The organism is Neorhizobium vignae (genome assembly GCF_000732195.1).
Classification (GTDB): domain Bacteria; phylum Pseudomonadota; class Alphaproteobacteria; order Rhizobiales; family Rhizobiaceae; genus Neorhizobium; species Neorhizobium vignae.
The window spans coordinates 1-12,961 of record NZ_JNNU01000008.1; the positions used below are offsets into that span (position 1 = coordinate 1).

The 12,961-nt window shown below is 56.7% G+C and carries 14 protein-coding genes and 3 pseudogenes; 11 read left to right on the top strand and 6 right to left on the bottom strand.

Going from position 1 to position 12,961, the window contains the following annotated elements:
- Positions 1-67: 67 nt before the first annotated feature.
- The 3 genes from GQ59_RS14760 to rpsU all read left to right on the top strand — a co-directional run bounded on the left by GQ59_RS14760 (position 68) and on the right by rpsU (position 1,333).
- Positions 68-256 carry a hypothetical protein gene (locus GQ59_RS14760; RefSeq protein WP_037082512.1) on the top strand — a complete coding sequence of 63 codons (189 nt, stop codon included), beginning with the start codon at positions 68-70 and terminating at the stop codon, positions 254-256.
- Position 257: 1 nt separating this feature from the next.
- On the top strand, positions 258-452 hold the full coding sequence (locus tag GQ59_RS14765) for a hypothetical protein (protein ID WP_037082513.1): 195 nt from the start codon (positions 258-260) through the stop codon (positions 450-452).
- 626 nt (positions 453-1,078) lie between these two features.
- Positions 1,079-1,333, top strand: a complete 255-nt coding sequence (gene rpsU / locus GQ59_RS14770; protein WP_037082514.1) for a 30S ribosomal protein S21 — start codon at positions 1,079-1,081, stop codon at positions 1,331-1,333.
- A 35-nt stretch (positions 1,334-1,368) separates the two neighbouring features.
- Here the strand turns inward: rpsU and GQ59_RS31090 are convergent, their stop codons facing one another.
- Entirely contained in the window at positions 1,369-1,737 is a 369-nt protein-coding gene (locus tag GQ59_RS31090; RefSeq protein WP_280114048.1) for a PAS domain-containing protein, read from the bottom strand.
- A 356-nt stretch (positions 1,738-2,093) separates the two neighbouring features.
- On the opposite strand from GQ59_RS31090, the gene GQ59_RS14780 reads away from it, so the two are divergent.
- A complete protein-coding gene (locus GQ59_RS14780; RefSeq protein ID WP_037082517.1) occupies positions 2,094-2,393 on the top strand; it encodes a hypothetical protein in 300 nt (99 codons plus the stop codon).
- 377 nt (positions 2,394-2,770) lie between these two features.
- Here the strand turns inward: GQ59_RS14780 and GQ59_RS14785 are convergent, their stop codons facing one another.
- Positions 2,771-3,712, bottom strand: coding sequence for a DMT family transporter (locus GQ59_RS14785; RefSeq protein ID WP_037082519.1), 942 nt, complete (start codon positions 3,710-3,712; stop codon positions 2,771-2,773).
- A gap of 89 nt (positions 3,713-3,801) precedes the next feature.
- On the opposite strand from GQ59_RS14785, the gene GQ59_RS31095 reads away from it, so the two are divergent.
- On the top strand, positions 3,802-4,419 hold the full coding sequence (locus GQ59_RS31095; protein WP_084683160.1) for a CGNR zinc finger domain-containing protein: 618 nt from the start codon (positions 3,802-3,804) through the stop codon (positions 4,417-4,419).
- Between the two features lie 485 nt (positions 4,420-4,904).
- Complete coding sequence (locus tag GQ59_RS33405; protein WP_341872392.1) at positions 4,905-5,075, top strand: hypothetical protein; 171 nt, start codon at positions 4,905-4,907, stop codon at positions 5,073-5,075.
- Positions 5,076-5,484: 409 nt separating this feature from the next.
- Here GQ59_RS33405 and GQ59_RS14800 read toward each other — a convergent pair whose 3' ends face one another.
- The 3 genes and pseudogenes from GQ59_RS14800 to GQ59_RS14810 all read right to left on the bottom strand — a co-directional run bounded on the left by GQ59_RS14800 (position 5,485) and on the right by GQ59_RS14810 (position 8,862).
- Entirely contained in the window at positions 5,485-6,144 is a 660-nt protein-coding gene (locus GQ59_RS14800) for a DUF6766 family protein (RefSeq protein WP_037082528.1), read from the bottom strand.
- Between the two features lie 230 nt (positions 6,145-6,374).
- Positions 6,375-7,078 (bottom strand): annotated as a pseudogene (locus tag GQ59_RS33570) (SMP-30/gluconolactonase/LRE family protein).
- Positions 7,075-8,862: a glycoside hydrolase family 15 protein gene (locus tag GQ59_RS14810; protein WP_037082531.1), complete on the bottom strand. Its 1,788-nt coding sequence runs from the start codon at positions 8,860-8,862 to the stop codon at positions 7,075-7,077. Before GQ59_RS14810 ends, GQ59_RS33570 begins: the two are co-directional and overlap by 4 nt.
- A 165-nt stretch (positions 8,863-9,027) precedes the next feature.
- Here GQ59_RS14810 and GQ59_RS14815 point away from each other — a divergent pair, with 165 nt between their 5' ends.
- From GQ59_RS14815 to GQ59_RS14830, 4 genes and pseudogenes are all read left to right on the top strand, one after another.
- Positions 9,028-9,894, top strand: coding sequence for an SDR family oxidoreductase (locus tag GQ59_RS14815; RefSeq protein ID WP_167336302.1), 867 nt, complete (start codon positions 9,028-9,030; stop codon positions 9,892-9,894).
- Positions 9,895-10,094: 200 nt separating this feature from the next.
- Positions 10,095-10,923: pseudogene (locus GQ59_RS14820) on the top strand (alpha/beta hydrolase).
- 88 nt (positions 10,924-11,011) lie between these two features.
- Positions 11,012-11,263, top strand: coding sequence for a type II toxin-antitoxin system ParD family antitoxin (locus GQ59_RS14825; protein ID WP_037082535.1), 252 nt, complete (start codon positions 11,012-11,014; stop codon positions 11,261-11,263).
- A 2-nt stretch (positions 11,264-11,265) separates the two neighbouring features.
- Positions 11,266-11,559, top strand: coding sequence for a type II toxin-antitoxin system RelE/ParE family toxin (locus tag GQ59_RS14830; RefSeq protein ID WP_037082536.1), 294 nt, complete (start codon positions 11,266-11,268; stop codon positions 11,557-11,559).
- 81 nt (positions 11,560-11,640) lie between these two features.
- On the opposite strand, the pseudogene GQ59_RS14835 reads toward GQ59_RS14830, so the two are convergent.
- A pseudogene (locus GQ59_RS14835) lies at positions 11,641-12,337 on the bottom strand (IS6 family transposase).
- A gap of 172 nt (positions 12,338-12,509) precedes the next feature.
- Between GQ59_RS14835 and GQ59_RS14840 the strand changes: the two are divergent.
- Positions 12,510-12,899, top strand: a complete 390-nt coding sequence (locus GQ59_RS14840) for a c-type cytochrome (RefSeq protein WP_037082539.1) — start codon at positions 12,510-12,512, stop codon at positions 12,897-12,899.
- Positions 12,900-12,961: the final 62 nt, after the last annotated feature.

The window sequence follows — 12,961 nt, forward strand, 5'->3', positions numbered from 1 at the left end:
CCCAGGCACATGAAGCTCTTCCAACACCAATCACCTACCGCCGCCAGAGGGCAAGACTTTGACCACGATGGCCCGATCACGCTTCGACATCCGCAAGGACGGAGAATTTACGTGGGAGATATTCGACACCACGACCGGCAGAACGGTGATCATCGGCGGGAAGCCATATTTCGACCTTCCTCAAGATAGCGCCGACACCTTGGCCGGTTTCATGAACGCGGTGGATATGGTGCCCGATAAGGACACACTGCATTAGCATGACGAACGAGTTCATTTCAGAGCTGGTACGAGCGGCCGATGTGGTGCTCGACCTGCAGACGACTGCTGTGGCTCTTGGGTTGGGCAATCGCTCGCCTGATCAAGTCACGGTCTCCCTGTTCGATGTGGTGGGCATATCCGAGACCTCCATATTTGCGCTGGATACGGCGACCGCGATTCAGGTCAAACATTGATGCTAAACCCCGGTACAGATCCGGTCTCTCGGTCCGGGTCGAAGTCCTGACCATGTACTCGCGGGAGGAAACCCTACCGCAACTGGAGCTCGGCACCCTCGACAGGCAACACGGGTCGCTCTGACTATCCGCGGGGAACTGAGCGGGTATTTGGCCGGATCTCCACCGCGCTTGATTTAACTCAAACGACGAGGGCCTGCCATTCCAATTTCGCAACAGTCGTTGAACAGCAACTCTTCGGCGTACTGAAAGGGCAACCAAGCCGCTGCAAACGGCAGGCGCGCGTAGAGAAAGTGCGTACTGAGCAATCCCGGAGCGAGAATCTTCAAGCGAACAATGAAAGCGGACACTCTGGAAATTGCCTGTCTTGAACCCGGTTCATCCCGAGGGTGGCCGGTGGTCCTGAGCCATGGATCTCCTACGGGCCACGCCTATGATGAGGTGGCGCCTCGCCTGGCGGACCTCAGAGCGCAGGGTTGTTCGTACTCTCTAGGAACCCCGGCGTTGGCGATATCTAGTACCTGTCTTACCAAAATGGTCGTTCCCTTCCTCTCGCCCACGGTGCAATATTGCCAGAGGCCGACCATCCGCGTATGGATGCCCACGGGATTATATAGGAGTAGGGCTTGCAAGTTCTGGTGCGTGATAACAATGTTGATCAGGCTTTGCGCTTTCTGAAGAAGAAATTGCAGCAGGAAGGCGTGTTCCGGGAGATGCGCCTCCGGGAACATTATGAAAAGCCGTCTGAGAAACGCGCTCGTGAAAAGGCGGAAGGCATCCGTCGGACGCGCAAGGTGGCGCTGAAAAAGCTGAATCGCGAGCTTGGAATAAGTGCGCCGAAAAAGGCGAAGCCCCCGGCGCGTCCCAAACCTGCCGGCTGATTTCCAGCAAGCTGCCTGAGCAACTCGACATTTGTTCAAGTGGTTTGATGCGTAAGTTCGCTTCCAAGGATAAACTCGAAGATCGGTTCACGCTGCCCTCTGGATGCCGGCCATCTTATGCAATTGGTTCCAAAAGGGAGTACCGTCCTTTTATAGTTCAAGATTTCGATCGTGGTTTCGCTGCGCCGGCTGATTGCGACACGGATCTGTGCGACGGCCATGTTTGAACTCGCCTCCCCCTGAAGAAAACGGCAGTTTTTCCCAAGAACCTCGTTTGCGCTGTAACCAGTGAGGGAGAGGAATGCATCATCCGTGAGACGATTGGAAAATCCGGTTGTCGCGCATCCGTGACAGTCTCGGCATCCTGGTGCGCTGAAACGCGAACGCGCAAAGTTCCTTTCGATCGAACATACCCTGGCTGGTGGCCGCCTCGACGACCGCTACCAGTCGTTTATGATGCGCTTGTTTTCGAAGATGAAAGGTGCGCAGGAACGAGCTCCGATATATTTGAGGGCGATTGTTCGCCTGAAGCGCAAGGCTCCTGAGACCTCAGCCCGCGAACTCATAGCCCTCGAGCCGAACAGGGTGATCTTCAGCCACGGGGAATATTTCGACCACGACGCGCCGCAGCGGCTGCGAACATCGCTGGATTGGTTGCTTTAGCATCATCGGCTCCAAAGGGTGGCAGCGTTTATGGCACGGCTCGATCGACTGCGGCGCCGCGAGCGGAACTCGCTGTCTGGTCGGCAGTTAGGGGTGCATGAGCTACCTGATCGAAATTCTTCTCCCCGCCCGCCATGAGCATCGCAACCAGGCCAATTTCGAACTCGTCCGTGATGAGCTCACCAGACGGTTTGGTGGACTTACGCTGCACACGAATGCTCCAGCCGAGGGTCTTTGGAAAGATGATGACGACGTGGAGCTTGATAGAATTGTGGTCGCCGAAGTTATGAGCGATGAACTTGATCGGTCGTGGTGGGCGGCTTATCGCGAAGAGCTAGAAGCTCGTTTCGATCAGGACGAGATTGTCGTGCGCGTCACCGAAATCGAGCGCCTTTGATCTGTGTTCATGAACGGATAATGGTATCGAGCATTCCCGCCCTCAACATCTCCGGCTGAGATGCCATCCATCTGCTCTTTGAAACTTCAAGGTCTATCGCCGTCTCTTCCCACATACCTTAAGCACGGCCCTTTGCATCCCACCTCGCACGAGTTGCCTCCAGCCGTGCTGATCGCTGGCGAGCTCGATCCGATTGTCGCCGACAGCGTCGAGATGCACGCGGATGGGTCAAATAAAAGGAATGCGTCTATAGCCGTCGTACCGCGCAGGCCAGACGGCTCACTCAGATGTCGACACAATGGGTCGCAAAACGAAAGCTTTCGACCGGCGGTGGCTCGGCGCCAGTCGAGGAAAAGCGGGGTTGATACTGGACCCTGTTACCCCTCGGTGACAGTATGTTTAGACTTCGGTGCATCGGCCATCGCAAGATATGCTCCGCTGAGCATAACCATCATTCCGACGACATCGAAAAAAGTAACCTGTTCAGCGAAGAATATCGCTCCAAGTGCGACCGCTATTACAGGCGAGACAAATGCATAGGCACCCGCTCTTGATGCCCCCACGTCCCGTAGCAAGCGCATGTAGGTCGTGTAACCAATCAGTGAGCCCATAATCACCAGGAAAAACCAACTCGCCCAGGCAGTCAGCCCCCAGTCGCCGGAGAGCGCCAAGACCGCGCCAGGCTCGATGACTAGCGCGATCACAAGAAGCCCAATCCCTCCGATCAACGTCGTGATACCTGCCACCTGCAATGCCGGATATGCTCGAAGCAACGGGCGTGCAAGCACCGACCCATACCCGTAGGTAAACGCCGCGGACGCAACTGCCAAGCCTCCCATAATGCTTGAACCTGGAAATACATCTTGCATATGCGCTGCGCCAGGAGCCGCCGTGGGCCAGAAGAGCACCGTAAGGCCTGCGACCCCTAGTGCTATCGCGAGCATGCGCCCACGGTTGAGGACTTCCTCTCTGAGCAACAAAGCGAAACACAAAAGAGCGATCGGTGTCAGCGACATTTCCAAAACTGCAGCAGTACCGGTTTCGATATATTGCATGCCCCAGAAAAGTGGGCCGTAGCACATCGTGATCATCAGCACGCTCGCGGCAAATAGACGGGGGCAATCTTCAGATCGAAAACGCGTCTTTCCCTTCACACGGGCATAGAGAAGCAGCAATGCACCTGCGGCGGTGAATCGTGTACCGGCGAACACGAGCGGGGGCACGAATTCTATGCCTGCCTTTGTGCCGATCCACGTGCTTCCCCAAATGATGCACAGCATCAAGAAACGAAAATGATTTTTGTTCGGAGCATGGAGCATGTTATGGCCGATCGTGTAACGGTTATTTCTTATTTATACCGTTACAACCTACTCTTGCTCAAATCGTTCCCCGACACGATATTGTGGCGATGAGCACCCCTAAGACAATCGATGATATCAACCTGCTGGGCGGCCACGTCGCGCTCGACCTCGTCAACACGGTCGATAGCCGCGGGGACAAGTGGGGACCAGACTATCTGGTCTCGTATCCCGATCTTGCTGATTGGGCGCTTCGAGTCGATCTGATCGATCGGAGCGAACACGCTTCATTGCTCAAGGAGGCACAGGCCGGACCTGCAGCGGCAGATGTCGAACTCGAAAACGCCAAAAAGTTGAGAGAAATCCTGCATAGGATCTTCGGGGGAGAGGAACGAGATGCTGCCCCGCTCGAGGCTGATCTCGACTTTCTCAGCAGCGCTTGTGCACAGGGGGCTGCAAGACAAAAACTTCGAGCCAAAGAGGGCGGCGTTATTTGGACCCATGTGCCACCTGCGTCCATGACCGACATCACGTTCCGGATCGCACTATCGGCCGCAGAACTCCTCACGTCTCGGCAGCAGCGCCGTCCCGTTCGGATTTGCCACGGGCGAAACTGCGGCTGGCTATTCCTAGATCTGTCCCGCGGTGGCCACCGCCGCTGGTGTTCGGACAAAACCTGTGGGTCGGCAACCAGAGTGAGAAAGTTTCGAGCGGACCGCGTCGGGTGACCGGCAATCCCCTGGAATCGTTCGAAGTGCCGCGCGATGGCCAAACCATTACTGATTGGTCCGCCTCAGGAAGGAACTCGGAAGGCCCATCGGCGTTGAGAAAGCGGCCGAATTAGTGCTTCCTTCTTCATGAAGCAACGCCGCAGCCGCGAACTGGGGAGGCTGGATGACGTCGCATCTGGAAACTGTGGACCTACGGATCGAGTTTAACGAATTTGGAAAACACGGTGGTGATCCCGTTCTGTTTCTCCAGGTTGGCCCGACGACGCCTCCACCTGGAATGCGGTTATTTCAAAGCTTGCCGATGAAAAGCTGCGGCTCGTGATCCCGACGTTGCGGGGATTAGGCGGAACAGTTTTCCTAAACGATCGGGTCCCGCGAACCGCCAATGGCGGCATACTTGCCATGGATGCGATCGCTTTGTTAGCACGGACGGCCTGGGGATCAACCGGTTTGCCGTCGTCGGGCACGATTGGGGATCCAACATCGCCGCGGCTCTCGCCGTCGGCTGGCCGGACCGAATCACGAGGATCGCAATGCCTGCTAGTCCGCCCAGACTAGGCAAAACATCCGCGCCATCGTTCAAACAGGCTCAACGAGACTGGTACCCTTTGGTTTATGGCAATCGAGCAAGGTGCCAACGCCGTCGCACGTGACAGGGTAGGCTTCACCAGACTGCATTTGGATAACTGGAGCCCCGCTGGCTGGTTCGACGAGGCTACGTTCAAGGCTGTCTCTGCTTCGTTTGGAAACCCCGACTGGCTCAGGGTGACACTCCACAGTCACCGGTCGAGATGGGGCGAAGCCAAACCGGATCCTCAAAGTATCTGGTTGGAAGCGCGGATGAAGGAAACCGGCTTACCGACGCTCCCTGCTCTCTATATTCAAGGTCAGGATGATGACGTGAATCCACAAGGTATCCGAGAGGCTCATCGAAAAATTCACTGGTCCCCTCGATCGCATTCTGCTTCAGAACGTCGGCCACTTCGCTCAACGCGAGGATGCTGAAACCGTTAGCAAGGAACTCAGATTCTTTCTCACGGCGTAAAGAGCAACGCGGTCCGGCTAGCTACCGGTTTCGGAATGCGGAGCGGCGACCGGCTTGGATTCGGGCGATCCACGAAACCGAAGGAATATCGAAAGCACGACGATCACCGCTGTCGACAGGAATTCGGATTGCCAGTTCTGAAAGGATTCAAACCAAAACTGTGCGCTGGCAAGATGCTCCGTGATCGACTGCGTCGGTTCGCCGTGCATGGCGGCATCCGCGTTCTCGGCCAAAGCGCTGTAGCGAAGATGAAGAATGAAAGTGGCGAGGAAGAGCAGGGCAAGCGATATGCCCAGTGAATAGGAATAGAGCGTTCGTATCCATCCACCCACCCGTACGGCCCACGGGGCGTCTGGCCGGTTAGCCTGACCCGCTGGATCTTCATCCTGAGGTGCACTCTGATCCGGATCTTTCGATTCTGCAGAACCCCGCTGGAAGAGCATCGCCGTCAATATCACGTATGCAGACATTTGCAGAAATTCGCTTTCCCAGTTCTCGAAGATGGCAGAGAGGAAGTGTCCTGACACGGCATAGCTTTCGAGAGAAAGTGCCGCGCCGCCATGCTGGACAATCTCTTCATTGTTGACCTTCCATCCCGTCAAGAGCATTCCGGTAACGGTCGCGATGGTCAGTGCCAACAGAACGATCGTCAGCCCATTGTCTTTCAATACCCGCATGTCTACTCTCTCCCACGACGCTGGACGTCCAGAAAAACCTTTTTCAGGAAGCAGAGTTCCAAGCTGGCCTCAATCAACATTATGGAGCACCGAAGCTGAGGCATGGTATTGCTGGATATTGCGATTTGCAGATAGAACCGGACTTTGGTGCCTTATCCCGAGCCTCCGATGACATCCCGTCAAAAGCCGTGGTCACGAACAATGTCCGTCATTTGCGAGATCGCAGCTCGTCACGTTCGGAGCAGGCATTGAATGTCGCGCAAGCGGTCGCCGCGGTGGGAGTAGACCTCAACGCGGGCGCCGCCGAAGACTGCAACGAGAAGATTTCCATGTGGGTCTGTACAGAGGCCGTCTGGGTTCCAGTCTTCATGCTGGAAAAATATCCGCCTGTTGGACAGCGTGCCTATTTCGACATCGTAGTCATACGCCCATATGGCCCCACGACTAATGTGTGCATGATACATAACGGCACCATCGGGGCTCCAGGCTTTGCTATTGGCATTCGCGTAGCCACCCTCGACTTCCTCCAAACGCTCATCCCGCAGCACGTAAAGTGCAGCAGTGTCGCGCGGCTCGTCGGCGGTATTGATGGTCCCGACCCACAGTCGCCCGGCAGGATCCGGCTTGCCGTCATTCAAGCGATGGTGGCGGGGGAGCTCGAGTAAAGCAATCGGTGTTTCGTCGCCGGTTCTAGGGTCGAAGTCGTACGCCCCGTCACTGAGGCCACCAAAAGGTGGCCATCCGTAAGCGAGAACACGAAACTTAACTCCGTCGAAAGCCGCCATGACGAATGGACTTCGTCGGGTAATTGATAGGTGTGAACTGTCTGCCCGGCGATATCGACCCAATAAAGTGTCGAGTCTTGGTTGTTCCAGTGAGCGCCTTCGCCGAGTTGGCTGAGTGGCAGGTCATAGTCGAGAAGTTCGACGGTCATGTGCGGTTCTCCTGTATCGAGAATATGGCGTGGAGGAGTGCGAGGTGGCTAAGCCCCTGCGGCATGTTGCCGAGGCCCGCACCTGTCGCGGGATCAATCTGTTCGTTGAGGATGCCGAAGTTGTTCCCAAGCGGTTCCAGGAGTTCGCCAAGCATTTGCTCAGCGCGGTCCACCTCGCCGAGGAACGCATAGGCCTCGACCAACCAACATGAGCAGGCGACGAAAGCTCCCTCCTCCTGCGCAGCGCCGGAGTAGCGATAGACGAGCGGCCCGACCGCAAGCTCCCGCTCGATCGCCTGACGGGTCAAGCGTAGGCGGTCGTCGCGATCGAAACCGAACCGTGTGGCAAGCAGAAGAGAAGCGTCCAGCCTGTCCGTGCCAGCGTAGAACGAGTACGCCTGCTTCTCGGCCAACCAGCAGTTTTCGTCGATCCAGTCGCGGATTAAATCGCGCTCGTTCGACCAGGCGTCCCGACGTCGGCCCTCGATGTGCCCTTCATCCGCAAGCCTTACGGCCCTGTCAAGCGCCAGCCAGCAACCGATCTTGGAGAAGGTGTAATGCTGCTGATCGTCTAGTTCCCAGATCCCAGAATCTTTCAGGCGCCACCGCGAGATCACCTGGTCCGCCAGACGGGCCAGGAGCTTCGATGCCGCAGGATCCAGTACGTGACCCATCTTTGCAAACAGGGATGCTGTCTCCAGGAAATCGCCATAACAACTCAGTTGCAGCTGCTGCTTTGCACGGTTTCCCCGTCTTACAGGCGATGAGTCGAGATAGCCCGGCACCTGGATCACCTCTTCGTCTGGCACCTCGTTTCCGCGCAAGGTGTAGACGACCTTAGGCTCCGGACCATCGGCCTCAATCGCACGGACCAGCCATCCGAATGCAGCGATGGGCTCGGAAAGGGCGCCAGCGCGCAGCAGCGCCTTGATCGTATATGCTGCGTCCCTCACCCAGGCGAAGCGATAGTCATAGTTCTTGTCACCGCCAATCCGCTCGGGAAGACCTGCGGTCGCAGCGGCAGCGATCGCACCGGTTTCCGAAAACAGCAGAAATTTCAGCGAGAGTGCGCATCGAAACAGATCGCTGGCGAACGGTCCATCGTAGGTAAGTTGAGCCGCCCACCGTTTCCATTCTTCGTCGCTCAGATCAATGCGGGCATCTATGTCGGACTGGCGCGGTATCGCGAGCGGGGCACGATCGGCGACTAGCAGCGCGATACATGTTCCTTGCCCTTCAGTTGTGACGTAAGTCGCTTCGGTGTGATCGTCAGTATCCAACGTGATCTCGACCTGGTCATCATGGCAGAAGGTCGTTGTGAGATCGCCGATGTAGCGGATTTTTGCATTCGGGTGATCTGCTCGGATGACCTCTCCGCGGGCACAGATTGGATTGAGCCTGATCTGAAACTCGACCGATCCCGACAGACCTTCAATCCGGCGCGCAAGTTCACACCACGGAAGACGCCCCGAGACCCCGCTGTTCAAGGATTCTGTGACCCGCGCGCATCCCTTTTCGGTAATGAAGGTCGTCTCGAGAACATTGCTGTTTTCCCGGTACCGTCGCTCAATCTTGAAGGGCTCCGCCGGGGTAATCGAGAAGCGTCCACCATCGCGGTCGTGCATGCGATTGAAGAGCGGCGGCGAATCCATCTCTGGAGCACACCACCAGTCGATTGAACCATCCGCTCCGATGAGAGCGACTGAACGTCCATCTCCGATAGCCGCATACTGTTCAAGGGGAAGAAAACCATGGGTGCGTTCGGGAACGAGGTGATGAAGCATTGACGACCAATTTCGAAATGCCCGCGCCAAAACGAGGGTTAGGTGACGCGGACTTGTTTCAGAAAGCACGGCCACCGGCTGTTGTTCCCGGCCGCGCCAGAAATCCTTCGGTGGAACCGCGAGCCCTCTTCAAGATTTATCGCGCTGACGCCTCAAAGGAGAGAAATGATGGAAGACACTCGACACCCTACTCCGCCGTATCCGGAACAGCATCAAGAGCCGCCGGGTAAGACAGCCGAAATGGAGCCGGTTCCTGATCATGGAGAAAAGTCCTATAAGGGGGATGGCAAGCTGACTGGCAAAGCTGCTCTCATCACCGGGGCAGATTCCGGGATTGGCAAGGCCGTCGCCATCGCTTTTGCTCGTGAAGGTGCAGATGTGGTCATCTCCTACCTGAACGAGGATGAGGACGCACGCGATACCGCCAAATGGGTCGAGGAGGCCGGACGCAAGGCTGTTGTCGTTTCTGGCGACATCAAATCCGAAGAACACTGCAAGGATCTCGTACAGCGCGCCGTCGATCAACTCGGCGGCATCGATATTCTTGTGAACAACGCAGCGTTCCAGCGAACCTATGCCGACATCGCGGACATCACGGCCGAGGAGTGGGATGAAACCTTTCGTACTAATATTTACGCGCCGTTCTTCCTTTCAAAGGCTGCCGTTCCTCACATGAGGCCCGGCAGTTCGATTATCAATACGACTTCGATCCAATCGCGGCAGCCGTCTCCACAGCTGTTAGCGTATGCGTCGACCAAGGGTGCGATATCAAACTTCACTGCGGGTCTGGCCGAAATGCTGTCGGAAAAAGGCATCCGCGTGAATGCGGTCGCACCAGGGCCGATCTGGACCCCGCTCATCCCTTCGACCATGCCGGCCGAAAAGGCCGCCAAGTTTGGGGAGAATACCCTGATCGGCCGAGCCGGCCAACCGGCAGAGCTTGCAGGCGCGTACGTTTTGCTCGCCTCTGATCTCGGCAGTTACATGACGGGAGCTGTCATTCCGGTGACGGGCGGCGAGATCATGATCTAATATATAATCTGGCCGCCGACCCGAAGGGTCGAGCGGCCACCGTCAAAGCGCCTTCGTCGCGGAGATCGCCGATCAAGCACCCGAGCCCTAGGTGATGCTCAAGCATTGATAACACCGCGACCGGCCTGCCCTGTCCAAGGGTGGCTACATCAGTCGTCGGGCCGCGGCCATAACTGTGGCGTACATGTTCAAGGAGAGATATGGCCGACTTTTTTGAACATTTCACTGAACGCCTTATTACGACATCGTATGGCAAGATCCGTGTTCGCCATGGCGGGTCCGGCTTCCCATCCTCCTACTGCACGGACACCCAAGGACACATACCACCTGGTAGAAAGTCGCTCCTCAGCTCGCACCATATTTTTCCGTCGTTTGCGCGGATATGCCAGGTTTCGGGCGAAGTTATAAGCCGAGAACACTTGCGGATAGTTCGGGAAAGGCAAAAGCAGCGGCACTACACGAGTGCATGACAAGCCTCGGGCACGAAAAGTTCGGTGTCGTGGGGCACGACCGTGGATCGTATCGCGCGTTCCGGCTGACAATGGACTTTCCTGAGAGCGTAGCTGGCCTGGTCGTTATGGACGGTGTTCCGATCTACGAAGCCCTTAGCCGCGCAGACTGGCGCTCGCGAAGAGTTGGTGGCACTGGTTCTTCTTTGCGCAGAGCGAAAAGGCAGAAGCAGCAATCCATGCTCATCCTGACCTGTGGTATCCGGCAGGAGCCGCCATTGGACCAGAAAATAACCTCGATTACCTCACCGCTACCCGAAACCCTGAAGTGGTACGCGGCATGCTCGCTGATTATCGAGCGGGGCTTGAGTTTGATTACGAGGATGACGAACGCGACAAGAAAGCGGGGCGACGTTTGCAATGCCCAGTAGGGGTTCTTTGGTCACTGCAAGACGACATGGAGAGCCTCTACGGTGACCCTGCGAACCCGTCGTCAGATTGGAGTGACCGGATCGTGCTGCGGTATGGTATCGACAGTGGGCATCATATGGCGGAAAACGCTCCCGACGAAGTTGCCTAAAGAAAATCGATCACAAGTGTTTCTCTACTGGCGCTCGAATTTGACAAACTTTGCCAAAGTGGGCCATACTGGGGGCACGGAGAACCATATGGCCACGATGAATGTATCCTTACCCGACCCCATGAAGGACTGGGTGGAAGCCCAGACGAAGACGGGTCGCTATGCCAATGCCAGCGATTATGTCCGTGACCTGATCCGCAGGGATCAGGAGCGAAATGACAAGATCGCCGCCATGCAGCGTTTTGTCGATGAGGGTTTGAAGAGCGGCGTTGGCAAGCGGTCGAAGGACGAGCTTTTCGCGGCGGCGTTGGCGCGCGCTGAAGCTTCTCGCAGCAACTGACGATGGGCTTTCGCCTCACGGAAGAAGCGGAAGAAGATGTTGTCCGCATTGCCGAGGATGGCTTGGTGCTGTTGGGGCCGGTTCAAGCGCAAAAATATCACGATGAACTATTTGCCATTTTCGACCTGATTGCCGGCAATCCTCGCATGGCACGGGAGCGGCGAGAAATTTCGCCGCCAGTTCGCGTTCATCCATTCAAGGCTCATCTGGTTGTTTATACGATCGAAGAGAGCGGCGACATCCTGATCGTGCGCGTACGGCACGGCCATGAGGATTGGTCGAACGACAGGCCGTGAAACTCACTGCACAACCCGCACGGATGGCATCGTAAACTTAATTGGCGTGGGGCAGTCGTAGCCCGTTTGCACCGCGGCGGTTCATGCCCGAGCGATTTTTGCCCACAGGTTCATCGCCTCTGAACGTAGTCCGCGATGATTACTGGAGGAGATGTCGTGTATGGGGATTTGGAACAGATTGGCAATTGGATCATGGATGGAGACGAAGCGCTGCAAATGGCGCTGTGACTTGAAGCGTTTCATGATCCGTTCCCGTCGCCGGACTGGCTCGTGGGAATTTTCCGCCCGATTATTCAAGCTTTTATGCGAACGGTGCGACACTTGGCATAATCTCACGCTTTGCAGCGTATGATCGAAGCTTGTCGGTGATCATCACTCGCGGCGCGCGGCCTTGGCCCTTCAACAGTTTGCGCATCAGACGCTTGGTCGCTTTGGCATTGCGACGGCTTTGCACCAGAACCTCCAGGACGAAACCGTCCTGATCGACGGCGCGCCAGAGCCAGTGCTTCTTACCCCGGATCGAAACGACGGCCTCGTCGAGGTGCCATTTGTCACCCACCCGACCGGCTGAGCGGCGGCGGATCTCGCTGGCAAAGGCCCGCCCGAATTTCTCTGCCCACAGCCGGACCGTCTGGTGCGAGACAATAATCCCTTGCGCCGCCAGCATGTCCTCGACCATCCGCAAGCTGAGAGGAAAACGGAAATAGAGCCAGACAGCATGGGCGATGATCTCGGGGGCAAAGCGATGGCGGCGGTAGAGTGGGTCACGATCTGTCATGGCCCGTCATCTCACATCGACGTCCACGTTTCGTTAAGTTGATGATGCCCCTGTGGGACCGGTTGACTTACCAACTCGAAGGACTACTTTTTAGCAATCGCAAACATATCCGCGCGAAGATGACGATGGCTGATGTGGCGATTGGGCGACCTTGAGGAGGATGGGGTTTGCCATGACCTATCGTGTTGTTCTGTTGATCGGCGCGTCCATCGTCGCCGTTTCGCCGTTTGATGCCCGGGCTCAGGAAGGCGATGCGACGGCGGGCGCCACCGTTTTCAAGAAATGCGCGACCTGTCATGTCGTCGATTCCGATACAAACAAGGTCGGTCCGTCGCTGAACAAGCTGTTCGGGCGCAAGGCCGGAACGCATCCCAATTTCGCCTATTCGACCGGGATGAAGGCGGCCGGAGACGACGGTCTTGTCTGGGACGAGGCGGCGCTGCGCGACTATCTGCACAATCCAAAAGCGAAGGTGAAGGGCACCAAGATGGCCTTCGTCGGCGTGAAGGACGAGCAGGAGATCACCAATCTCATCGCCTATCTCAAGCAATATTCCCAGTAACCGGCCGAGAGGCCACCTGCTAGACATGCCTAAATTGCAGTAATTGCCGATCTTTTCCATTC

Bases quoted from the DNA above. Each gene is read 5' to 3' on its own strand.
- GQ59_RS14815 (WP_167336302.1), top strand. From the start codon at position 9,028: ATGATGGAAGACACTCGACACCCTACTCCGCCGTATCCGGAACAGCAT.
- GQ59_RS31095 (WP_084683160.1), top strand. From the start codon at position 3,802: ATGAGCACCCCTAAGACAATCGATGATATCAACCTGCTGGGCGGCCAC.
- GQ59_RS14760 (WP_037082512.1), top strand. From the start codon at position 68: ATGGCCCGATCACGCTTCGACATCCGCAAGGACGGAGAATTTACGTGG.
- GQ59_RS14830 (WP_037082536.1), top strand. From the start codon at position 11,266: ATGGGCTTTCGCCTCACGGAAGAAGCGGAAGAAGATGTTGTCCGCATT.
- GQ59_RS14785 (WP_037082519.1), bottom strand. From the start codon at position 3,712: ATGCTCCATGCTCCGAACAAAAATCATTTTCGTTTCTTGATGCTGTGC.
- GQ59_RS14825 (WP_037082535.1), top strand. From the start codon at position 11,012: ATGGCCACGATGAATGTATCCTTACCCGACCCCATGAAGGACTGGGTG.
- GQ59_RS14765 (WP_037082513.1), top strand. From the start codon at position 258: ATGACGAACGAGTTCATTTCAGAGCTGGTACGAGCGGCCGATGTGGTG.
- GQ59_RS14810 (WP_037082531.1), bottom strand. From the start codon at position 8,862: ATGCTTCATCACCTCGTTCCCGAACGCACCCATGGTTTTCTTCCCCTT.
- GQ59_RS14780 (WP_037082517.1), top strand. From the start codon at position 2,094: ATGAGCTACCTGATCGAAATTCTTCTCCCCGCCCGCCATGAGCATCGC.
- GQ59_RS14840 (WP_037082539.1), top strand. From the start codon at position 12,510: ATGACCTATCGTGTTGTTCTGTTGATCGGCGCGTCCATCGTCGCCGTT.
- GQ59_RS14800 (WP_037082528.1), bottom strand. From the start codon at position 6,144: ATGCGGGTATTGAAAGACAATGGGCTGACGATCGTTCTGTTGGCACTG.